The organism is Paenibacillus sp. P13VS, from assembly GCF_015143645.1.
Taxonomy (GTDB): domain Bacteria; phylum Bacillota; class Bacilli; order Paenibacillales; family Paenibacillaceae; genus Paenibacillus; species Paenibacillus xylanilyticus_A.
Window position 1 is genome coordinate 546018 of sequence record NZ_WYEV01000003.1, and the last position, 23554, is coordinate 569571.

Annotated in this window: 19 protein-coding genes and 1 pseudogene; 5 read left to right on the top strand and 15 right to left on the bottom strand. The window is 45.4% G+C overall.

All coding sequences use genetic code 11. The features are described from left to right. The first annotated feature begins 292 nt into the window (after window positions 1-292). Both GUA98_RS07460 and GUA98_RS07465 read left to right on the top strand, forming a co-directional pair. A complete protein-coding gene (locus GUA98_RS07460; RefSeq protein ID WP_153978705.1) occupies window positions 293-1456 on the top strand; it encodes a glycoside hydrolase family 27 protein in 1164 nt (387 codons plus the stop codon). Then, window positions 1457-1660, top strand: coding sequence for a hypothetical protein (locus GUA98_RS07465; protein WP_095286840.1), 204 nt, complete (start codon window positions 1457-1459; stop codon window positions 1658-1660). It begins immediately after the preceding gene. 48 nt (window positions 1661-1708) lie between these two features. Here the strand turns inward: GUA98_RS07465 and GUA98_RS07470 are convergent, their stop codons facing one another. Next, window positions 1709-2524 (bottom strand): AraC family transcriptional regulator, encoded by an 816-nt coding sequence (locus GUA98_RS07470; RefSeq protein ID WP_193722589.1) that lies wholly within the window; start codon window positions 2522-2524, stop codon window positions 1709-1711. Window positions 2525-2726: 202 nt separating this feature from the next. Here GUA98_RS07470 and GUA98_RS07475 point away from each other — a divergent pair, with 202 nt between their 5' ends. Then, window positions 2727-4262 carry a carboxylesterase/lipase family protein gene (locus GUA98_RS07475; RefSeq protein ID WP_193722590.1) on the top strand — a complete coding sequence of 512 codons (1536 nt, stop codon included), beginning with the start codon at window positions 2727-2729 and terminating at the stop codon, window positions 4260-4262. Between the two features lie 152 nt (window positions 4263-4414). Here the strand turns inward: GUA98_RS07475 and GUA98_RS07480 are convergent, their stop codons facing one another. Then, entirely contained in the window at window positions 4415-5308 is an 894-nt protein-coding gene (locus GUA98_RS07480; protein ID WP_193722591.1) for a LysR family transcriptional regulator, read from the bottom strand. Window positions 5309-5460: 152 nt separating this feature from the next. Between GUA98_RS07480 and GUA98_RS07485 the strand changes: the two are divergent. After that, window positions 5461-6511, top strand: a pseudogene (locus GUA98_RS07485) (YeiH family protein). Between the two features lie 247 nt (window positions 6512-6758). Here GUA98_RS07485 and GUA98_RS07490 read toward each other — a convergent pair. Continuing rightward, the gene (locus tag GUA98_RS07490) at window positions 6759-7553 is read right to left on the bottom strand and encodes a Cof-type HAD-IIB family hydrolase (RefSeq protein WP_193722592.1); all 795 of its coding nucleotides are present in this window, start codon (window positions 7551-7553) and stop codon (window positions 6759-6761) included. Window positions 7554-7778: 225 nt separating this feature from the next. Between GUA98_RS07490 and GUA98_RS07495 the strand changes: the two genes are divergently transcribed. Next, entirely contained in the window at window positions 7779-8327 is a 549-nt protein-coding gene (locus GUA98_RS07495) for a hypothetical protein (RefSeq protein ID WP_193722593.1), read from the top strand. A gap of 307 nt (window positions 8328-8634) precedes the next feature. Here GUA98_RS07495 and GUA98_RS07500 read toward each other — a convergent pair whose 3' ends face one another. From GUA98_RS07500 to GUA98_RS07555, 12 genes are all read right to left on the bottom strand, one after another. After that, entirely contained in the window at window positions 8635-9600 is a 966-nt protein-coding gene (locus GUA98_RS07500; RefSeq protein ID WP_193722594.1) for a hypothetical protein, read from the bottom strand. Next, a complete protein-coding gene (locus GUA98_RS07505; RefSeq protein WP_193722595.1) occupies window positions 9569-10090 on the bottom strand; it encodes an RNA polymerase sigma factor in 522 nt (173 codons plus the stop codon). Before GUA98_RS07505 ends, GUA98_RS07500 begins: the two co-directional genes overlap by 32 nt. Before the next feature lie 242 nt (window positions 10091-10332). After that, on the bottom strand, window positions 10333-10701 hold the full coding sequence (locus GUA98_RS07510; RefSeq protein WP_095357757.1) for a hypothetical protein: 369 nt from the start codon (window positions 10699-10701) through the stop codon (window positions 10333-10335). Continuing rightward, window positions 10685-11050 (bottom strand): YolD-like family protein, encoded by a 366-nt coding sequence (locus GUA98_RS07515; RefSeq protein WP_153978715.1) that lies wholly within the window; start codon window positions 11048-11050, stop codon window positions 10685-10687. The genes GUA98_RS07510 and GUA98_RS07515 overlap by 17 nt, the downstream gene beginning before the upstream one ends. Further along, window positions 11047-12264, bottom strand: coding sequence for a DNA polymerase IV (locus GUA98_RS07520; protein ID WP_193722865.1), 1218 nt, complete (start codon window positions 12262-12264; stop codon window positions 11047-11049). The genes GUA98_RS07515 and GUA98_RS07520 overlap by 4 nt, the downstream gene beginning before the upstream one ends. A 347-nt stretch (window positions 12265-12611) precedes the next feature. Further along, on the bottom strand, window positions 12612-15113 hold the full coding sequence (locus GUA98_RS07525; RefSeq protein WP_193722596.1) for an FAD-dependent oxidoreductase: 2502 nt from the start codon (window positions 15111-15113) through the stop codon (window positions 12612-12614). Continuing rightward, complete coding sequence (locus GUA98_RS07530; RefSeq protein ID WP_227779475.1) at window positions 15110-15427, bottom strand: ArsR/SmtB family transcription factor; 318 nt, start codon at window positions 15425-15427, stop codon at window positions 15110-15112. Before GUA98_RS07530 ends, GUA98_RS07525 begins: the two co-directional genes overlap by 4 nt. A gap of 291 nt (window positions 15428-15718) precedes the next feature. After that, window positions 15719-18973, bottom strand: a complete 3255-nt coding sequence (locus GUA98_RS07535; protein ID WP_227779476.1) for a PQQ-binding-like beta-propeller repeat protein — start codon at window positions 18971-18973, stop codon at window positions 15719-15721. A gap of 24 nt (window positions 18974-18997) precedes the next feature. Beyond that, on the bottom strand, window positions 18998-20005 hold the full coding sequence (locus GUA98_RS07540; protein WP_193722598.1) for a zinc-dependent alcohol dehydrogenase: 1008 nt from the start codon (window positions 20003-20005) through the stop codon (window positions 18998-19000). Between the two features lie 26 nt (window positions 20006-20031). After that, window positions 20032-20895: a carbohydrate ABC transporter permease gene (locus GUA98_RS07545; RefSeq protein WP_193722599.1), complete on the bottom strand. Its 864-nt coding sequence runs from the start codon at window positions 20893-20895 to the stop codon at window positions 20032-20034. Beyond that, window positions 20889-21866: an ABC transporter permease gene (locus GUA98_RS07550; protein WP_193722600.1), complete on the bottom strand. Its 978-nt coding sequence runs from the start codon at window positions 21864-21866 to the stop codon at window positions 20889-20891. The genes GUA98_RS07545 and GUA98_RS07550 overlap by 7 nt, the downstream gene beginning before the upstream one ends. A gap of 86 nt (window positions 21867-21952) precedes the next feature. Next, complete coding sequence (locus tag GUA98_RS07555) at window positions 21953-23542, bottom strand: extracellular solute-binding protein (RefSeq protein WP_193722601.1); 1590 nt, start codon at window positions 23540-23542, stop codon at window positions 21953-21955. Window positions 23543-23554 lie beyond the last annotated feature (12 nt).

A 23554-nucleotide genomic window follows, 5' to 3' on the forward strand; every position in this document is an offset into this window, starting at 1 on the left:
ATAACCAATCTATATATGTTTTTTTATCAAACACGGAAATCGTTCTAAAGGCTATCCGCAAAGGTCATTATACTCCAGTTTCTCCTGGTTCAACAAATTTCATTGAATGATTGTACTTGGCTTTTGGTTTATTTAAGCCACTGGACAACATCAGTCCATATGGAAGCAACGTCAAGCTATGGCTGAATTCATATTTATCGTTTAAGTTCATTGTAGTTATTTTGAAATATTAATTGTTGTGTCTACTCTATTCATAACTTATGAAACCAGAATGTAGGAAGGAAGCGAGATTATGAGCAATCATTCGTTAATGGGGTTTGCCCCTGCACTAGGATGGAATTCATGGAATACCTTCACGTGGGACATCAATGAGCAGTTGATTCGGGATGTTGCCGATGTGTTTGTTACAGAGGGTTATCTGAACGCCGGATATGAGTACATCGTCATTGACGATTGCTGGAGTCTGAAGGAACGGGATGCAGATGGCAATCTGGTCGCAGACCCCGCTAAATTTCCGAGTGGAATGAAGGCGCTTGCAGATTATATCCACGACAAAGGTCTGAAATTTGGCATGTACTCCTGTGTTGGCACACATACTTGTGCAGGTTATCCAGGCAGCTTCGAGCATGAATTCCAGGATGCTGCGTTATTCGCCGAGTGGGGCGTGGATTATCTAAAATATGATTACTGTTTCAAGCCGCGCCATATCTCAGGTGAGCTATTATACAAGCGCATGAGCCTTGCACTTAAAAACTGCGGGCGGGATATCCTGTTCTCTGCCTGCAACTGGGGAGAAGACAACGTATATGAGTGGATTCGTGAATCAGGGGCTCATATGTATCGCTCCACCGGTGACATTCGCGACAACTGGCAATCGGTCAAGGACCTGGCGCTGTCCCAGCTCGGCAAACAAAGCTACACTGGCTCCTTCTGCCATAATGACATGGACATGCTCATCGTTGGCATGTATGGTGGAAGCAACAACGACTTTATTGGAACCATCGGCGGCTGTAATGACACGGAATACAAAACGCACTTCTCGCTCTGGTCCATGATGGGATCACCGCTCATGATTGGATGTGATGTCCGCAAGGCCAATCAGGCCACCAAGGATATTCTGTTGAACCCCGACCTGCTTGCTATTAACCAGGATGCAGAAGCACGCGGTGCCTATCGCATCAAACCCGAGCCTCAATGGTTCCATACAGATGATGTATTCATGCTGGTGAAGGTGCTGACAGATGGCGATCTTGCCATCGGTTTCTTCAACTTGAGTGACAGTCAACGCGAGCTGTCCCTTCAATTCTGGGATATGGGGCTGCCTTACGCCGCGGGTTATTCCCTGTCACTCTACGATTGCTGGGAACACAAGGAGCTGGGTGTATTCCGCGAGCGTTATGCACCGGTGGTTGGGGCCCATGATTGTCTCGTCGTGCGAGCCAGATTGGTGAAATAAATGGCACAGAGCCGGCTCTGCACCACTTGCCAGGTTCCGCTCTCGTCGGATGATGTGGGTATTTATATCAAACTGGTCTCTCGAACAGCCCAGCAATTCCTCTGTATCGACTGTCTCGGTGTGAAGCTGAATTGCGGGCGGGATCCGATTGAGAAGCTGATTCGTTACTTCCGTGAATCCGGGAACTGTGCACTTTTTCGATAAAAAACAATATGTAATCTGTCTATTCGTTAGTGTACCGACCGCATTCCCTTAATGTTCTGCTTGTTTCTGATGCAACAGCATGTAGGCTGATGGTGTATATGATGTCGCCTTTTTGAATACTCTTGAAAAATATAGCGGATCATTATACCCAACCGAATAGGCTATGGATTGAATGGACAATCTGGAAGTCTTCAGCAGGTCACAGGCGCGCCGGATACGGCATGCCGTTATATACGCCGAGATGGATTCGCCTGTAGCTTCTTTGAACTTGCGGAACAGGTAGCTTCGCTCCAGATTCACGGCCTGTACAATCTCCGCAACCGTCAAGGTCGATTTCCAGTAGTTCTGCTCAATATAGGTTCTCGACAGCCACACATAATCTCTGGCTTCCTCCTGCGTCTCGCGTGGAAAATACTCCATGTAATAGGACAATAACAGGTGCAAACGCGCATCTGCCCTAAACACTTCACTTGGTGCTGCCCCCGCATTCCAGGCCAGGTGAAACCAGGGTTCCAAGGTTTCCGGCGCAGCTGGCAGTACGGGATGCTGGACCGAAAACTGTGTCAACTCTATCAGTCGTCCTGCGTCTCGGCCGTTGAACTCCATCCATACGTATTCCCAAGGGTCGGCCGGGTCGGGATAGTAATAGATTTCTTTTTGCGGAAAAATAATAAAGCTCTCTCCGGCACCCAGCCGAAATTGCTGGCCCCCGGTTTCCAGTGTACCCTGCCCTTGCATGATATAATGTAGCGCGTAAACGTCACGCACGCCCGGTCCCCACTGGTGAAGATTGACGGGTTTATGGGCGCCGCTTATGAAATAAACTTGAATCGCCCTGCTCCCGTCTAGCCATAATGAGTCCACATCTGGCTCCTCCTTTCTTGATACCAGTCATTATATATGATTTTGTAGAGTTTTTGATTTATTTTGATGCTAGAAACTTCCTTTCAAGTTGCTTATGATCGAGATAGTGGTCTCATAACCCAACAGATATATGTAAGCGCAACCACAAACATCTTGGATCGACATGAATAAAAATGCTCAATTCAGAGAGGAGAATGTTGTGTTGCTTAGAATCGTTCAGGTAGAAAATGGCCAAGTTCAGGGGCTGCCTGCCGCAGACCCACGTGTTACCAGCTTTAAAGGTATTCCATTCGCCGCCCCACCGGTAGGCCAGAACCGCTGGCGTGCACCACAACCTGCATCCGATTGGGATGGGGTGCTGCAAGCTTTTGATTTTGCCCCCACCTCGATGCAGGCCCCGACCGTCATTGACGATAATAACATCTATACGCGAGAGTGGTCTGTTGATCCCGATCTGCCGATGAGTGAGGATTGTCTATATTTGAATGTGTGGACACCTGCCAAGCGAATGGATGAGAAGCTGCCTGTGTTTGTCTGGTATTTTGGCGGTGGGCTTCAGGTGGGTCATACTGCTGAAATGGAATTTGATGGTGAGCGCATTGCCCGCAGAGGCATTGTCGTGGTTACCGTCAATTACCGTCTGAATGCGTTTGGTTTCCTGTGCCACCCCGAGATTAGCGCTGAATCCCCACAAGCACCTGCGAACTTTGGACATCTGGATCAACAGGCAGGTACGGCCTGGGTGAAACGTAACATCGCTGCCTTCGGCGGTGATCCGGATCAGATAACCATTGGTGGACAATCTGCAGGCGGCGGCAGTGTGCTAAGTCAGATGACTTCCCCGCAGAACAAAGGCCTGTTCCAGCGAGCTGTCATCATGAGTGGAATTGCGACCGAACTGTATCCCAATGTGCGCGTACCTTCTGTCCGCGGCACACTGCGGGATGCAGAGCAGAAGGGCGTTGATTTTTTCCGTTTTCTGGGCGTATCCAGTTTAGATGAAGCCAGACAGCTGGACGCCGTCACGTTGCGGGATAAAATTCTGGAATATCAAAGCTTCTGGGGAACAGTTATCGATGATCAGTTCTGTACAGGTGATCCGTTCATTCGTTTCATACAGCATAAGCGCGAACTCGTTCCCGTTATGCTTGGGCATACCTCTTCCGAGTTTTGGACCCAGCCTGCGGTAAGCAGTATGGAGGAACTGAAACAAATGGCGACTGAACTATTCGGAGAGGATGCGCCCGCCTTTTTGCAGCGCTGTGGAGCCGATACTGGAGATCTCGATCATATATTGCAGCAGGCATCGATCCGCATGATTGAGCATGCGATTCAACTTGTGATCCGCTCCAATAGTGGTCATCCATCCGAGACGCCGCTCTATTATTATAATTTCGACGCAGAGATTCCGGGCTGGGATCAGCCAGGCACGTTCCATTCCGTTGATCTGTGGTTTTTCTTCGAAACGCTCGCCAAATGCTGGCGGCCTTTCGTCGGTAAACATTATGACCTGGCGCGCCAGATGTGTAATTATCTGTCCAATTTTATCGCGACAGGTGATCCGAATGGTCTGGATTCCACCGGCAAACTTTTGCCCTATTGGATTCCAAGCAGTACTGAGCAGCCTTACCGCATGGAATTCGGTGATACGTCCCAGTTACAGCGTGCAGAGCCGGGGCCGGTACTTGAATTGGTCATTGAACACTATTTTAAAAAGCAGAGTGAGCCCGTTGTGTAACATTTATACTTTTAAATGAATCAAACCCTGAAGAGCCTTGCAAGTATGCATGGCTCTTCACGTTGTCTCGCCTGTCGTTACTTGATCCGACTGCTCACCAAATGCTGCCTAATATAGGGAGTTACCCTGTAAGTGATTTAGATCAGATTAGATCAGATAAAATGACTATCAAGTTTCAGCAATCTTTCCGCGAAAACCTCGTTTGCTCTGGTAGGAATATGATCTATCCGGCGAACTAAGGAAAAGTTTCGTTCGATGTGGATATCTGGAATGGTGATTTCCTTCAACATGCCAGCGGATAACTCCCTTTTTACAACCCAGCGGGACAACATGGCGATGCCTAATCCAGAGAACACCGCTTCTTTGACGCCCTGACTGCTGTTGAACACGTATGAACGGTTTACCCGGAGTCCCGTCTGAGCCAGAAATCGATCACTAGACGATCTGGTTCCGGAACCCATCTCGCGAAGTATCCACACTTGATCTTGCAATTGTTCCAGATCCGCAATCACCGAAGTTTGAAGAGGATATCCTTCCGCTGCCACAATTATCAATTCGTCCTTCATGAATGGTGTCACGTTCAGATCTTGGGCCTCTATGTCCTCTTCAATCAAACCAAAATCGATATGATTATCTCGAATAGCTTCCACCACTTGAGATGAATTTTCGATGAATACTTCCATGGCCACTTCAGGGTATTGCCTGGCAAATGATGAAAACAGGCGAGGTAAAACATATTCTCCAATCGTAAAACTAGCCCCAATTTGCAATGAACCACTAACATTATCGTGTAATCTGGCAATATCCAATTTCGCCGACTCATATAGATTCACCATTTCCTTGGCACGTACATATAGCAGCTCCCCAGCCTCCGTCAGTTTCACCCATTTGGGCGAACGATGCATTAACTTTACATCAAATTCCTTTTCTAATTTACGAATGTGTAAGCTAACACCGGGTTGTGATAAATGCAATAGTTCTGCCGCTCTAGAGAAATTGCGCTGTTCTACTACCGTTATGTACACTTTCAAGCTTTCCACGATCATATAATGCATCTCCCTCATAGGATTTAGCCCAAATATTACTCCAATCATTATGATTCGTTATGATAAGCATTTCATTCCGGTATTTCTCTTTTCAATCATAACTAATTATAGTTATCAGTGAACAAGAAATAAAGAAATCGGACGTGATATCCATGAATTCAACTGCTGCCTTGCTGCAAGAAAAAAAGAATAAACAAGGGGTTGTGCTGGGAATTGGGCTTACTCTAATGCTTGCCCTTGCTGCCAAATATGCAGCCGGCTTTCCTTTTCTACACATCATGGGCCAGCTTGTACTTGCTATTTTGTTCGGCATGATCTGGAGAGCGGTCAGGAATGTACCTGATCATATGGTGAGCGGAATTTCCTTTTCAGCAAAAAAGCTTCTGCGATATGGAATCATTTTGCTTGGCATGCGGCTGAATTTGAAGGATATTCTTCATGCGGGGCCCAAGGTTGCCTTGATCTCCTTCCTGAACATTACCATAACCATTTTCGTTGTGTATGGCATTGCCAAATTTTTTTCACGTCGAGAGACGTTTGGGGCTATTAACTGCATGCGGAACAGCGATATGCGGAGCAGCAGCAGTTGTAGCCATTGCACCTCAGATCCAAGCCAAAGACGAAGAAGCGGCCATTGGTGCAGCTACTGTAGCGATTCTGGGAACCATTTTTACGATGGTATACACCCTTCTATATCCATTTCTACACTTGTCTGCATCAGGATACGGCGTGTTTTCAGGCGCTACATTACACGAAATCGCACATGTGATTGCAGCTGCAGAACCTGTGGGCCAAGATGCTGTGGACCTGGCTGTCATTGTTAAATTAACGCGTGTAGCCATGTTGGTGCCCGTCGCTATCTTGATTGGATTCTGGACGAATCGTTTGGATCGCTCCAAAAATTCAGGTAACAGCAAGATGAATAAAAGAAGCCTGAAATCCCTCCCGATCCCGTGGTTTATTTTCGGATTCCTCATGATGAGTGCTCTGAATACGCTGCAGGTTATACCTTCAGACTTGACGAATTTAATCATTCTTGCAGCTTATATGCTGATTGCTATGGCCATGGCTGGTCTGGGCCTTAGTGTAGATACAGTTACGTTTCGGCGATTGGGCCTAAAGGCTTTTGCAGCTGGCTTTATTGGCTCCATCGTTCTTTCCCTCATCGGATATGTATTTTTAAAACTATTCAATCTCGGCTGATGAAAATAGTGTGCCATCTATCCCACTTTAGACAAACCTTACTACGATAACTGAAAATAAGCCGCTAATATAGCGGCTTCGATGGAATCATCTTCTTGTTCCTAGACAATAGGTCTACGAAATAGTGACATACCCAGATCTTATTTTATACTTTTTTACCAAATTTCACTGCAACTCATTCACTTATATCATAGAGATGTTGTATCAGGCTAACGTTTCCGGTTAGTTGGATGATTTACTGTAGAGGTTATATCACAAATTTTCCAATGGCATTAGCCACACCATCATTATCATTTGAATCGGTTATGTAAACGGCGCATTTCTTAAGTTCAGTGATCGCGTTCCCCATGGCTACAGGAAATCCGGACAGATGGAATAGGCCTAAATCGTTAAAATCATCCCCAAACACCATCACATTTTCTGAATACACCCCAATTTCACTTAACACCCATTCCACTGCTTTTTCCTTTGAAGCGGATTTATGCATGATTTGGATCAATGCTCCTCCATCCGTTGCGATGACATTCACATGGTCACCAAATTGCTCGCTTAGATCCTTCCATTTGTTGCAACCTAGAACTAATATTTTGGTTGGGGATAGAGAGTCTATATCGTGTTGGTCAACAACCTGAGGTTTCAGATCATTTGTACGGATACCAAATGGAGGGCATTGAGAGTCCAGAATTGGTTTACTTGTGTACCATGAATCATTAACCTCGTATGCGATTACGGATTGAGGCATGTTTAACTCGATGAATGTATTAATCTGTTGGTTGATCTCCAAAGGGATTGGAATATGACGCTCATTTTGTTTCGATTTGCATATAACTAAAGCGTCATTGTAATAAATCATGTAATCTACAAAAGGAAACTGCTTCACAAATTGATTTGCCGCTCTAGGCGGCCTTGCCGTGGCAACGATAATATGTATCCCCAAATCAAAACATCGTTTAACAGCCTGAACATTCCTAGAAGATATCAATTTATCACTTCCGAGCAAAGTTCCGTCCAGGTCCAGCACAATGGCCTTAATTGTAGACATCCGACCCCTCCCCACACCGCTAAATTGGTAAAATAATACTATGCTTCTAGAGGTGTCGTCAACGTAAAAAGAAATTGCAGATATGCAGGATGAAAAACAACCTTTGTGGTTGGGAAAACGATCAGTCCGCGTTTCACCTAAGATTATGTTCGAGAGCAATGATCTGGAGTGTAACTTATTCGTACTCCGTCGTGTTTAATCTTCAAATGCCATAAGGAGGGTTCAATGCCAAAAGCCATTGTAACAACATTCCTGTCTATCTTTCTAATTTTTCTGACAGCATGTAGCAACGATAGTTTGCTAAAAGACAAACCAAGTATATCGGAAAGTGAACTGAAATATGATGCAGCTTCCGATATAACAATAATGCAAGATACTGTAACTAAATCATCGTCGAATATTGACTTTGAAGCTGGTTTGACCATTGACCTAGATTCAGCTAAAGACTTGTTAAATAAAAATGAGCGCCCCGCGCTAAGTGTACTCGAAAAGAACCTGACTGCTCTCGTGCAGCATGATCACAACATGTACCGATCGGGTTTTGTTAATGATCGACTTGCCGATGCGATGGAATTTTATTATGGGAAGCAATTCCAATATACATTTTCAAGTATCGAAAGCATTGAGGAAAGTACATCTGTTAGGAATCAGGTGCATGTTACGGTTCTTGGTGAACGTCTGGATACAGCAACCGACTCGGTTGAAAAAGTAAAATTGATGTATGCTATCCGGCAGAATGCACAACAAGATTGGGATATCTATACCATTGATTAAGGTCATTCATCTGCATCTGCTTATTATCTAGATTTATTAATAAGAAACATCCCTTTCCATGATCACGAAAAGAATCAAGTTGGATGACGTAGTTGAAGAAATCTTCGAGACTCTCCTCTCCGACATGACTCATTCGAAATTTTCATTAAACTCAGTAGTCAACAGTAAACCACCTCTCATAGATCGCACATGTCATATTCCGTTTTGGATAGTTTAGAACATAATGAAAAGAGTTGCCTGCTTAGGCAACTGTTTTTTATCGATGCGCTTTCACTCCCTCCATTCTTACTCGCATGATCATCCTGCTTTATTGGCCTAAACCATCCCAGAAGGTTTGGAAAGTACCTTTCTCCACCTCAAAAACGACGGGTACATTACCGTACCGCACCAGTCCTTCTTTGAACAGAACCAGTGGGACCTGCGTCTTGTCTTCCAGCGCTAGGTAGATAATCTTCCGGTCTTCCTGACCATAAAGATGCTCTTCCAGGTCTGAAGTCATGGCTAGTGGTTTGGACTCATATAGTTCGGAAATAAATTTTTCCAATGATGGGTTCGCTGTCAACGGCTGTAACTGTGATAAGCCATTATTCCAGCTTTCAAAGGTCTCCCATTGTACAGAATTGATGTTACCTTCGAGATTCAGCTGGCCAAACAGATCGACACCGCTCCCGATCGTGATATCATTGTTCTTGTCAAACAATTGAGCAAATACCTGACCATTCATTTCGGTATATGACATGATTCGGAAGTCCTTATCATAGTCATCAACCATATAGATATCCGCTTCACCAATGTTGGAGGCCAGCTCTTTATATTCATCCTGACTACTCAACTCATTAATGCCACCCGTTGTAGTACCCAGCTTTTCTCCACGCAATGCCAGCGCATCCTCACCGTTAAGTGTTGTCGGGGACTGCGTATAGACATGCCCCTGGTATACAACCAGTTGAAGCATACTTGCCTTTGGACCGCTGCTATTTGAATTGGGGAGTTCCGTCTTCGGAATCACTACCGGGTCAAATGTAACGTTCACTGCTGCCATTTGTGTCCCCGGTTGTGTCGAACCGTTCCACTGCTGCCATAAGCTCGGCGCAGCCAGTCCGATGCTGGCAGCAATGACAACACTCGCTGCAATGTAAAGAGGCTTGCGCTGGCGTTTTTGTTTATGGTGCTGCACATTGGAGATGTTCTCCATGCGTTTTCTCATTTGGTCATTTGTTTTCATTTGATCCACCGCTCTCTTATAATTTCGTTTGAATTGTTCCTCGTTCATTCGGTTCCTCCCCTTCAAGCTCCAGTTTTAACAGCTGTCTCCCCCGCTGTAATCGCATCTTCACCGCTGACTCGCTAATCTGTAAAATTTCACTGATTTTTCGGACTGGATAATCCTCGTAATAATACAGATGAACCACCGCTCTATACTTGATGGGCAATGACAGCACGAGTTCAATGAGCACCTGGTCTTCAGGGTCATCGGTGGTTAGGAATTCTGCTCCCTCCAGATTGACCTCCCGTTTGCGCCAGCCTCTACCTAATAAGGATTTGCAGTGATTGGTGATGACTCGGATCAACCATGCTTTCTGATGCTCTGCATCGTTGAACGTAGGGGCTTTTTCCATTAGCTTGATGAAGGTATCCTGAGTAGCTTCCTCCGCGTCCTCTCGTCTCCCAAGGTGTACCATGGCAATTCGGAACAGAGTATCCGCATAAGTCTCATAAATGTTCATCACATGATCGCCCGGTTGGGGCACGGATCGCCGCATGGTTGTTCAGCCCTCCTTTATACCTCTAACACTCTTAAGGACGGCATTTGGTCACATTTTGTTGAAAAGTTTCAGGATGTTGAAGAAATGATTGGATTCGGCATTCAATATGCATACAAAAATACCGACCCTCAAATTTCAAAGGTCGGTTTACCCATTCGGGAGAAGAAAACAATGGTTATAACTTTCATTATGGTCCACCCTTTGCAGTTATATACCACCTTCTGCTCTAACTCTAGTTGTTATTTGGACAATTCAGTAATATCAACGTTCATATGCTCCGTAAGCATTAAGGTAACATCCACTTTCACTTTACTCCATAATAACGTCATTTTATGAATGTAACCTCTCACCGAATAATTTACCGTTAAACTTAGCTCAGACCTCTGTTCATCAATGATTTTAATATGGTGTTCCTTTAAACTTTGTTTGGATCGGTACATCTCTAAAGCGATTTTCTTTTGGGTACCGTCTAAGTAATCAACATAGACCGATTTCATCTTAAAGTTTGAAGCGTATATTTTATGCTTATCTACCTCCAGAGCACTTAACAGATAGGGAAGCTCTACCAGCCTTTTCACGAGTGCAAGTTCCTCAGAAGTCTGTCTCACCGTACACGCCTCCTTCTTCAAGTTTGACCGTGACCAATTGATCAAAATCGACCCATTCAAATCCATTGTGCATTTCAATTTTGATTTTCTTTCCAACGGTACTGACTGAAGTAACGATTCCGTGTATATATCGATTGCCCGACTCATTAAACACTTCAATGGTGGCTTGTAATGTATAGTTGAGCGACATATCAACATTTTGAGCCATGATCTCCCACTCATCCTCATGAATTAGCGGTTTGGCTTGAACATGAATTTGAGTACGATGCTGTATGATTCGCTCTTTATGTTGTGGAAGCATCATGCGGCTCGATTCCCATAATCCATTGGCCTCAAGTTTTTTGCTCATTTGTAGTGCCCCCCAATTTTAGATGCTCTATCGATTGCCTGACCAGCAGCTGTAATGGAGCTTGCTCGAAGTATGGCAATGTCGCCAAATCGATCCTTAATGTCGTCCATCACCTGATCAATAGCCCGTTTGTGCTCCTGATCATCAAAGAAAGATAGTTGATATGTATCCGCGTCGGATAATTGAGAAAGGGATACGCCTACACGGCGCACCGGTTGCCCATCCCAGTGTTGATGAAATATGCGTTTGGCAATCTTGCACACATCAACGGTTATGTTTGTTGGATCAGACAGCTTAACCTGCCTGTGAAAGCCTGTTGGATGGTCGAAATCTGCTCCAGACACACTCACGGAAACGACACTACCCATCAGTCCTTTTTTACGAGCTCTTCGGCATACTTCAGTACAGATATCAAGGATGACCACTTCGATCTCCCAAGCCTCTGTGTAATCTCTAGGCAAGGTCATTCCGTTGCCAATATCCTTTTGTGTACTGTGTGTGTTGACGGTTACCGGCGAGTTATCGAGTCCATTGGCGATGCGCCAGATCACTTCTCCATTCACGCCCCATTTACTCTTGAGTTGGGTAAGAGGTGTATTCGCCAAATCTCTAATCGTTCGGATACCCATCTTCCACAGATGTTTTTCCATTCTTGAGCCAATCCCCCACATATCGCGGATGGGCTTATCTCCAATGTGGAGGTGTAATTCTTCTTTCTTTAAGTGGAAAATGCCCCCTTTGACCTTTTTAGCGATCATATCGCAGCACAATTTACTAATGATTTTGTTTTCACCAATGCCCGCTCTTGCGTAAACCCCTGTTTCATTATAGATCTTATCTTGAATTTGCTTGGCTAGATCGACAGGATCATTACCAAACAGATGCATAGACCCTGTAAAATCAGCGAATAATTCGTCTATACTGTACGGCTCAACCAGATCGGTAAACTCCTCAATAATGGACATGATTTGAGTAGATACTTCAATGTATTCTTGCATATGAGGTCTAACAATGATTAGTTCAGGGCACTTCTGAAGCGACTGCCAGAGTGGTTCTGCGGTGGATACACCCCTCGTTTTGGCTAATGGACAAGCAGCAAGAATAATGCCAGAGCGTCTTGCTGGGTCGCCTGCAACGGCAAGTGGTCTATTTTTGTATTGAGGCATTTTCGCCTTTTCGACTGAAGCATAAAAGCTCTGCATATCTATGAGCATAATGGTTCGCTGCTTAGTCAACACTGAAATCACTCCTGTACTTAAGAACGTATGTTTGTATATATTATAAACCGAACACACGTTCTTTATGCAAGAGGTAAATATTTATATTCATCCGAGGGATAGTCATACTCAACTTTCAGAAACGTGTCTTATGACAAAGAAAGACCCTGAGGGAACAAACCCTCAAGGTCGATCAAAGACTTTTTCATGATTGATCTCTTTTTCTCAATTAACTACGCAATATCTCATATACACCCCAACGATGCTACAAAAGGAGCCCGAGCCATTAAAACAATAAGATATAAGATATCTATTGTGTAATAAATATAAAGTGCATATCCCTTCTATATAAACAGATTATGGTTTGATTTGTCAGCCTGGCCCAGATAATAACCAACCCCACCAATAGTAACCTGATCCATGATCTCTTCCCGCTGAATCCCCATCAGATCCATAGACATCTGACAAGCAACCATTTCAACACCTTGTGCTAACGCAGTTTGAATCAATTCTTCCAGAGAGGCGACGTTGTTTTTCTTCATGATGCCGCGAATAACTTTAGGACCGACACCAATCATATTCATTTTGGACAAGCCTAACTTGTGACTACCACGTGGCAGCATAAGATCGAACATACGGCCTATCATGTTTTTGGATACCGGTCCCGGCTGATGCTTGCGAATAACATTTAGTCCCCAGAATGTATAAAACATGGTTACTTTGCGCCCGCTTGCAGCTGCACCATTAGCAATAATAAGAGAGGCTATTGCTTTATCCAGGTCGCCACTGAAGACAACCATCGTACTGGCAGGTTCCACAAGTTGAGCTTCCGAAGCAGATGATCTGACCGGCTCTGTCTGCTTCGTTAGTACTGCTTCTATGATACCGTTCTTACCACGTTCCAACTGTAGGAGTGCTGCGCCAGACATTCCTGCCCATGCCTTTACATCTTCGTAAAACCCTGGATCAGAAGCTTTTACCCGCAGCGTTTCTCCATCGGATAGTTGATCCATCTTCTGCTTTACTTGTATTAACGGACCAGGGCAGCTCAATCCGCATACATCCAATTCCTCATCGATACGTAATGGCTGAGAAGAGAGTTGATCCGTCTGATGTAATGTATTTTGCTTTGGATGAGAAACATGATTGCCATGATTCTGATCATCTGTAACCTCATGCTTTTGGGCAGAATACGGAGCTGGTTTAAATTGCGCTTGGCGATACGTTTTGAATCCACCACTCAAATTTTTAACGGTGAAACCGTGCTGACGCAAAATTTGTGTTGCAGTATATCCCCGTAAACCTACTTGGCAGTATACCCAGATTTCTTTAGAGACATCTAGCTCATCCATTCTCTCACGAAGCTCATCCACTGGGATGTTTAATGATCCGGGAATGTGGCCATTCCGATGCTCCAGCTCGCTACGTACATCTAGTAATATGGTTTGCTCCGGCTGGCGCATAGACAGCTGATCATAGGTGAATGTGTTGACACGTCCAGCCAGAATATTATCTGCTGCATACCCAGCCATATTAACCGGATCTTTTGCTGATGAATAGGGCGGTGCATAGCTCAGTTCAAGTTCAGTCAAGTCGCTTATATGACCCCCAAAATGAATAGCAACGGCAATATCATCAATCCGTTTATCCACTCCTTCGAATCCGACTGCCTGGGCACCCAGGATTTTTCCTTCAGGTGAGAACAGCAATTTCAGAGTAATTGCACTCGATCCTGGATAATACGATGCATGAGAAGCAGGATGAACAATCACCGTTTGATAATCCACGTTATGACGTTTTAATACCTTTTCATTGCTGCCCGTGGTTGCTCCAGTCAGTCCAAACACTTTAATAATAGAAGTCCCTTGTGTTCCTTTGTAGGTAGAATGTATGCCAGCAATCCGATCCGCAGCAATACGTCCTTGTTTGTTCGCAGGACCTGCAAGCGGAATCGCTGTCTTGGTTCCATGGATGTAATCACTGACCTCAATTGCATCACCAACCGCATATATATGCGGTATATTGGTTTCCATGGCCTCATTAACAATGATGTGTCCACGTGTCCCCAAGGCAATACCACTGCTTTGCAGAAATGAGGTATCTGGGGACACGCCAATCGCGAGAATCACAAGATCTCCTTTTAAAACGTGACCATCTGCAAGCTCGACCCCGATGCCATGCTCCATTGATCGAAAACCCTTAACACGCTTGGAAAACTGCAAATTAACACCATGCTGCTCCATTTCTTGTGCCAGTGCAGCTGCGAGTTCAGGATCAAATGGAGTTAGCACTTGTTCGTTACCCTCGACCAGCGTTACATGTAGTCCAGCTTCCCTCAAATTTTCTGCCATTTCAACACCGATAAATCCACCACCAATAACGATTGCTGATTCGTTGTTAGATGCACTTAATGCATCTTTGATTCGATCAATATCTGGAATGTTACGCACTGTATAAATCAATGGATTATCTATACCCGGCAAATCAGGGACCATCGGACGTGCACCGGGAGACAGAATTAACTCGTCATAGGTTTCTTCGTATTGACCGCGCTCCTCGCTGTTCACTAGAATCGTTTGATGCTGGGGGTTGATGGATATGACCTCACTCTGTGTACGTACATCAATTCGGAAGCGATCTGCCATTCCTTTAGGTGTTTGTACTAACAAACGGTCACGCTCAGCAATCGTTCCGCCGATATAATAAGGTAAGCCGCAGTTGGCGAATGAAATGTAGGGACCCTTTTCAAATATGATGATTTCCGCATGTTCATCCAGCCGGCGTAGGCGGGCAGCTGCTGACGCACCACCCGCTACTCCACCAACAATGACTACTTTTTTACTCATGATTCACATTCATCCTCTCCAAATAAAACAGTTATAATCTGTTCAATACGTTGGTTTGCAAGTATATAATTCACTTCGAGGCCATTTCGCTCCGTATCAACAATTCCTGCACTGCGCAGCTTCTGTAAGTGCTGGGAAACGGTTGATTGCGGCAGATCCAGACACTCCTGCATATAGGAAACATTACATTTCTTTTTACGCATCAACCCGCGCACAATGCACAGGCGTATAGGATGGGAAAGGGCCTTCAGTAAGTTAGCAGGTTCCTCAAACTGCTTCAAATCACCGCTATCGTTAAAACCGAGTTTATCCAAAGTTAACCCTCCTGTATCGTTATATTAGAATAATACGATATAGTAAAATGAAAGTCAAACGACTTTGTTTGTTATTATTATCCATTGTAGCGGATGATCTCCTATATTAACTCACTCTTAATTCTATACTTCATCTTATTATTAGGACAATAAAAAGACGCTGTCACGCGCCATGACAACGTCCTTTTTCAATTAACATATTCACTATCCTCTGATTTACTATTCTTAAATATTACATATTCAAGCCTGATCGAGATTCAGGTCCAGAAAAGCTTTTCATTCCAATAAATATTACATTTGTGACCCCAACTGTATCAAAACCTCTGCATATTCTTGAGTTATTCCCTTGTCAATCTTGGCTTGCACTTGATGGATAAATCCATTGATTGCGCCTTTTTTCCCTCCCTCATTACCTGATTCATCGGCTCGTTCTACTTTGGTCAATTGTTCCTTCAATCGATCAGCCAGCTCTTGATCATTAGCGAGGAACTTGTCGATAAGTCCTGCCATACCTTTATAGGTAAGGATCACCTCATAAGAAAAAGAAGAATTCGTAGCGTTCCCAGCGATATCATGAGCGGAAGCATGGACCAAATGCTCCCCAACACCATTCAAATAGGCGGGGCGATCAGCAAGCACAGCATCACAATCACTTTTAGCTACACCTGATAATGCATCCTGAGCGGAGCATTCGATCCGGACTTCCTCATCCAGCTCGTAGACGGATTTTCCTGAAAACTCGATGATAGGAGCCGTTTTGTCAATCTTAACTTCGGTAGTAGAGGGTACCCCGGGCACACCATAAGCCGATACAGACCAATAAGTTACGGCCGTCACCCCTTCTTCGCTTACGGTAAATTCAGTGCTACCGCCTTCGGTCTCGCGCAGATTGATTTCCTCAGCCCCCGAAGTTTCGAAAAAGATGGAGCTTGCTCCTTCCGAGTTTAGCGTAATTGAAACATCTTCATGATGCCAACCCTGCTCATTTGCCTGCGGATTAAACACAGCTTCAGTTAAGGGAGCCGTATTATCTTTAACCGTTACGGAAAAATTGTCATAGTAAGCTGTAGAGATATTATAGCGGCTGGTTACCGCAATTAGTCTGCCGTAAGACGTTCCTTCCGGTGCCGTACCGCGGAGAGTTACTTTTTGCCATTGGTGAAGTCGCGATTCATCCAGATGCGTTTCCAAAGTAGACAAGCTCTGCCCTTCTGCGTTATAAAATCGGAACATGAAACCAGGCTGGCCTGACTCAATATATATTTGAGTACTTGCGGTATACTCCTCTCCAGGCACTAATGGAATTGGATCGCTTTGCACTGCAACGGAGGCAGTACGAACAAGGTCCGTTGTTTTCAGGCTATAATCACCAGCATAACTCTTGTTGCTGCTTCGCTCAAAATAAACATCTCTACTTGTTGCAAACAGTGAAGTCCAGCCCGGCAGCTTTCCGCTCTCTTCTGGCTGCTCCAACCCCGCATTGTTTACCGGCAAAGGGAGCCCCGGCGGTTCGGCCACAATCTCTCCATCAATTTGGATTCGATACAGAATCGTATTGGTTGCGAGATCTGTAAAATACAGGTCCCCATCCATCCCAAGATCAAATCTCGAAGCATCCGTTAATGTTCTGAAATCCAGTGTTTCGGGATCAATCACTGTCAGCTTGTTGTTAAACAGGACATACAAAAGTCCGTCTTTCGACCAACGCATCGGATGATGATGCCACTGGGTGTAATAGAGCTTCGGATATATCTTTTTATATTTTACAAGTTGGTACGTGTCTGGATCGATTGCAAATATATATTCGTAGGATGCTCCCCAGATCAATCCATCCGGCCCGAGAGACAGGTCCCCAATGAAAATCGGATCGACAAGTTCGGGAATATCCAGCGTAAACTCCGTTATTTTTTGCTCATTTTGAACATCCCACACAAAAATTTTGGCCTCCTGCTCGCTCGGCGTGGAGCCCAGTCCTCCTCTGATGGTCGTAGATCCAAAAACCTTCCCGTCTACATAAGCGGTACTAAGCACACTCTGATTCTGAACCACGTTTCGATGGACTTTGGTTTCACCTGTAGCGGTGTCATGGACTGTAAGCGATCCTCCCAGCGTCCCGTATCCGGAGATGGTCGAAATAAACAGCTTGCCGTCCCCTTCAGACATATGCACAAGACGTTCCTGATCGTTCCCGAGTACAGCGAGACGCTGCGGATTCGTGCTTCCCGGTTCCTGATTCAGATCATAAACGTACAAGCCACCTTCCGGGTAGACTCCCATATAAACTTTGTTTCCAATCGGGTATACACTGTCCGCTTGACCAATGCTGAAAGGTTTTGTCGTCATGCTCTCTAAATCTACCAATGAAGATCTGGCTTGTGAACCCGTTGTTATCAGCTGTGTATCAGATACACTTTGGAGACGATTGACGACTCCCGGCAATCCCGGAATAATTGGTGGCTGTACGATGACCTTTTGGGTATCGATATTGAGCATGGCCACTCCGCCGTCATATCGTACCGTAACGAGCGTTTTTCCCGGCAGCTCGGGATTGTTCTGAAACTCGACCCAATCCGCCCCTCTGAACCCACTCTCATAGGTCATGCCGGTTTCCTCTACCTGATGTGTCACCAGGTCAAAGGTTTTCAGTTTTTTCTCGGACATATAATACAGCTTTCCATCCACAGAGTCAGCTGCGTGAAGACCGGTTACCTGCTGGAGCTCCACATCAAGCCAGGTTCCTGTTGTAGTATCGTAAATATAACCCTCACCCGGTACACCACTTCCATCCGTATAACGCGCGAACAAATAACGGTTATCGATCGTACTCAAATCGTATACTGTATCATTTTTGACGGTAAGCGAAGCAGCAATATTCGTTTTTTCACCTGTAGCCAAATCCACACGCACGATCTGTTCATGGGCTGTACCGGCATAAATATATCCCCCCTGGTAAGCAATGGAGCGGACATACTCCTGATCAAGCGCACCGATAACACGGCCATAATCCCTCACCTGCTTGGTCACAGGATCATACTGCCAAACCTTGCCCCCCGGATAAGTCCCCACATACACTCTACCCTGTTCATCCGTCGTGATACTATTGGAGACAGACTGTCCTTCAAATTGAGCCACTTGAACAGCCTGATGGGTGACTGGCGAATACTCCCATAATCGTGCACCCGATCCTTCGGCAGCCACATAAAGCGTACCGTTCGGCGCAACGGTATGCGCCCAGGAGCTTTCCGATGGCCCAAGTGAAATCGTCCGAAGCAGTTTGTACTCTTCGAGGTCAATCACATTCAGGAAGCCAGGCTTGCCTTTACTCGTGGCATACATGACTGGTTTTCCATCCTCATAGCCTACCGTTCCGTTAAAGACAGCTACCGTGTAATTGTTGGGAACAAGCAGTTCTTCGGGGGCGCCGAAGTTTTTTTGAGTAAGCCTGGATTCCTCTGCTTGGGCAGGAGCAGACTGCACGGGAAACATCACAATAACAAGTAAACAACTCATGAACATGGTGATCAGGTTGAAATAAGGCTTTTTCATCACACATCTCCCCTTCTTCATGCATTAAAAATACTTGATCAGCGTGGCAAGTGCCCCTTGAGCCGAATCGGATTGATAATTTTCATAAGCTTCAGATGCTTCATCCAAGGTAAACATATGCGTAATGGCGGGACTTACCGTAATTCGCTTATCAGCAAGCAGCCTGACGTATTCGTCCATATTTCTTCCTTCTGTCCACCGCACGAAACCGATGGGATAATCCTGATTGTGGTGCTCGTACTGCAGATCGTACCTTCCAGGTCCGCCTGCTCTAGAGATAAGGACCTGGGCTTCTTTGCGAAACATCAAATCTCGTGAAAACTCCATGGACAAATCACCAACGATCACGACTTTTCCACGGTCACGAAGCCACTCAAGTGACTTGTTGATCAGCACTTCTCCAGGCCCGCCAGCACATAAGAGGATGGAATCGAATCCTAAACCTCCCGTTTCGTTCATCACAAAACGCTCCACTTCCTCTTCAGTTGAAAAGCCTGCTTGAATGCCCATCTGCTCCTGAAGCAGCTGTACCCTCGCTTTGCTCAGATCGTATGCAGCCGTGTGACATGCACCAGCAGCGGCGATTTGGGCCACAAGATTACCGAGAATGCCCAGTCCAACGACAAGCACCTTGTCGCCGAATCTCACGTCAGCCGTACGAAGCGCATGTATGGCGATGGCTCCGAGCCCGGTAAATGCAGCCTCTTCTGGTTTCACATGTTGAGGTACTTTAGTTACCAGATTGGTCGGTACCGAAATGATTTCTGCATGTCTTACATAAGGCACACCATAACAAGCCACTCGGTCTCCCGGTACAATATCTCTCACTTCACTTCCCGTTTTTTCTACAATCCCAACAGCGCTATAGCCAAGGTATACCGGGGATTCGCCTGATCTTTTAATCGCACTCATTTCCGTACCCGGACTAATCCCGGAATATTCGGTCCTCACTTGCACATGTCGTTTGTTCAGTTCGGGTATATCCGCTTGCAATATCGCGACCTTTCCTTCCTTTGCAGCAACGATTTTCATTAGATACGGCTCCTCCTTCAGTCGATTTAGCCTTTTTCCGAACCGAGCATCACCCCTTTGGCGAAATACTTCTGGGCAAACGGATAAATGAGCAAAACGGGAATCATCGAAAGTACGATGGTTGCATTTTTAATCGACTGTGGGGCAAGGGCTGAACGATCCACAAGTCCCGCGTCGTTTTCTGCGCTGTAGATTAACATATCCCGCAGCACGACCTGCAAAGGATATTTATCCGGATCGTTTAAGTAAATCAGCGGTAGGAAAAAGCTGTTCCAGTGGCCCATGAAATAAAAAAGTCCGATGGAAGCAAGCGCAGGCTTGGATAAGGGAATGACAATGTTAAACAGAATCCGATATTCGGAAGCTCCGTCGATCAGGGCTGCTTCGCGGATCTGGGAAGACATGTTTTCGTAGAAGCTTTTAAGAATGATCAGTTCCATTGTCCAGATGGCATTGGGAAGTACGAGTGCCCAAACCGAATCTGTTAACCCCAGCTGCTGCACGACCACATACGTGGGAATAATACCGGGATTCAAAAACATGGTGAGGACAATGGCCATCATAAAAAATTTGCGTCCGAAAAATCCTTTTTGCGACAAAGGATATGCAGCTACAGCCGTAAAGAGTAAATTCACAAACGTACCGAATGCCGTATAAAAAATAGAATTCAGGTAGGCTCTTGGAATCGTGTCATTTTTAAGCACCTCGACATAAGCCTCAAGGTTCAGCCCTTTCGGAAAAAGAAACACCCTACCTTGAACGACCGCTGCAGTATCACTTAAAGAAACAGCCGTAATGTACACGATGGGATAGAGTGTCGCTACAGCAACAAGACAGAGGATCAGCGAATTCATGACACTAAAAACCGATATTTTGCGCTCACCTACCATAAGCCATTACCTCCCAGCCGTTTGCTGATCGCATTGGCGGACAGCAGCATCACCATTGCAACGAGCGCTTCGAATAATCCTACTGCGGCTGCATAACTGTAATTGGATTCAAGCAGTCCTTTGCGGTATACATACGTTGAAAATACGTCTGCAACGTCATAGGTCATCGGATTATAGAGCAGCAGCACTTTCTCATAACCGACGCGAATCATGGATCCGGTTTTCAGGATGAACATGATAAGCATCGTGGGAAACAATCCAGGAAGCGTAATATGGCGGATCGTATGGAAACGACTGGCACCGTCCACCTTGGCCGCTTCATAAAGCGTAGGACTGATTCCCGCAATGGCTGCCAAATAAATGATGGATTCGTATCCTGCGTTCGCCCATATTTCCGAAATGACATAGATCGGACGGAACCAGCCCGGATCTACGAGAAAGTATTTTTTCTCAAAACCAAGAGCAGCCAGCATTTGATTCAAAATACCATGGTTTGGGGAGAGAAAATCGATAATCATGCTGCTGATAATGACCACGGACAAAAAGGCAGGCAGATAACTGAAGGTTTGAACAGATTTTTTAAACCATTTGGTTCTGACTTCGTTCAGCAGAAGGGCAAGCATGATGGGAAAGGGAAAGCCGAAAATAAGGGTATATAATCCCAAGAGCAGCGTGTTCCGGAAAAGCAGCCAAAAATCTTGGTTCGTAAAGAACTTGATGAAATGCTCCAGTCCCACCCATTCACTGCCAAGCACTCCTGTAAACACACTGTAGTCTTTGAAGGCAATAATCAATCCATATAGGGGCCCGTAACGAAAGATGACATAAAATAGGATGCAAGGAAGAAACAGCAGAAGCAGCTGCCTGTCGCGCTTAATATGATTCCACGTCTGTTTAAGCCGACCTCTGAAGCTCTTCTTTCGCAGTTCTTTATGGTAAGCTGCCGAATGTTCCGTGCCGATGTCTGCCATAAGATTATCGCCTCCAATACCTTTTTCCCTAAGGAGGAAACGTTCCAAGCATCGCCTCCTCCAGTTCAATCATGTCTTAAGCTCATTTATTTGGATTCGTCATATCTTTTTTGAGCTTCATTATAGATTGCCATCAGTTCCTCCACACCGCCTTTGCTGATCTGACCTCTGAAATTCTCCCACTCGGCATCTCCGTAGCCGGCGTCAAGAATATATTTGGAGTTGAATTCTTCAGCTGATTTTTGCAGTGATGTCTGCAGCTCGGCAATCTTGGAGGTTTCGTCGTCCGTAAAATTAAGTATCGGATCAAGGGGCTCGAAACGCTCCTCTTTCACGATTTTATCCTGCGCCTCCTGTTCTTTCTCCGAGAAACGATAATAGATGCTTCGATGGTCCGGTCTTAGGTAAGCTCCTTCGAGCCACATGGCATAACGATCCTCGAGCACGGTTATATCCACAAGGGGAAGATCCTTTAGTTCCGGATACACCGGATATCCGTCCTCGCCCCATTCGAAGTTCACCGTTTCCACTCCGATCGTCATTAACTCGCTCCCGGATGGGCTGGTCAGATAATCGAGTAGTTTAAGTGAAGCTTCTGTATTTTTGTTCTTGGCAACAGCAACGCTGAAATCTGAAACCTCGGGCAGAGTTCTAATATTGCCGGTCGGTCCCACGGGATTGGCATACCTGAGGTCATAGTCTGGATTTTGCTCTTTGATCTGGTTGTAAAAGAGATCCAGGCGTCCAATCCAGTCAAACGTGACAAACGATTTGTCTGTGGTCATCTTGGTCGTCCAGGAATCCTGCGTATCCGTCAAAAATTCTGGATCAAGCAGTTTTTCGTTGTACAGCTTCTTCATGAAATCAAGCATATCCTTATGCTCCTGCTGTACTGCAGCGTACTTCCATGTACCGTCTTTTTCATCATAATAGGCAGGGTACTGATCCGTATTGCCGAGTCCCCAGCCGAAGGCCCAATCTCTGAAGATATTAGCCAAGCTCTTGGAGGCATAGGGGTAAGAATCGGGATAAGCTTCTTTTACTTTTTTCAGAGCTTCATAAAACTCGTTTGTATTCGTCCATTCCTTGATACCAAGCTCATCGAAAATATCCTTCCTGAACATGAATCCGTGATTGACTTTGCGATTGAGATTATAGATAGGCCAGGTATATATATTGCCGGCTTCATCGCCGAAAGATTTGATGACCCAGTCGTTTTCTTCCATATATAGCTTTTTGAAGTTAGGGAGCTGATCTGCGTATTCATTGATGGCAACGACGCCGTTTTGTTTGCCGATTTTCTTGAGTTCGGCCGGTTTTAGCCCTGTAAAAATGTCCGGCAGCTTACCGGATGCCACAATGACTTTTAATTTATCCTGGTAGGTTTGTGGGGAGTACGTTTGGAAGTTCACTTTAATACCGGTCCGTTTTTCAAGCTCCTGAACAACCAGTTTGCTCGGACCCAGGTCTTTTGCATTGCTTGGCAGCATGTACGTGATGGTCGTCGGCTCATCAACAAGAGGCAAAGTAAGCCCCCCTGTATCACCGTACTGTCCGGGTTCCTGGGGCGGTAGGGCGGTCGAACCGCCTTTGTCTGTACCGCTGCTGCATGCGGCAAGGATTGAGGTCAACAGTGTGATCGCAAGTAGTATGGAAATCCTCTTTTTCAGCTTCATCAAACATTCCTC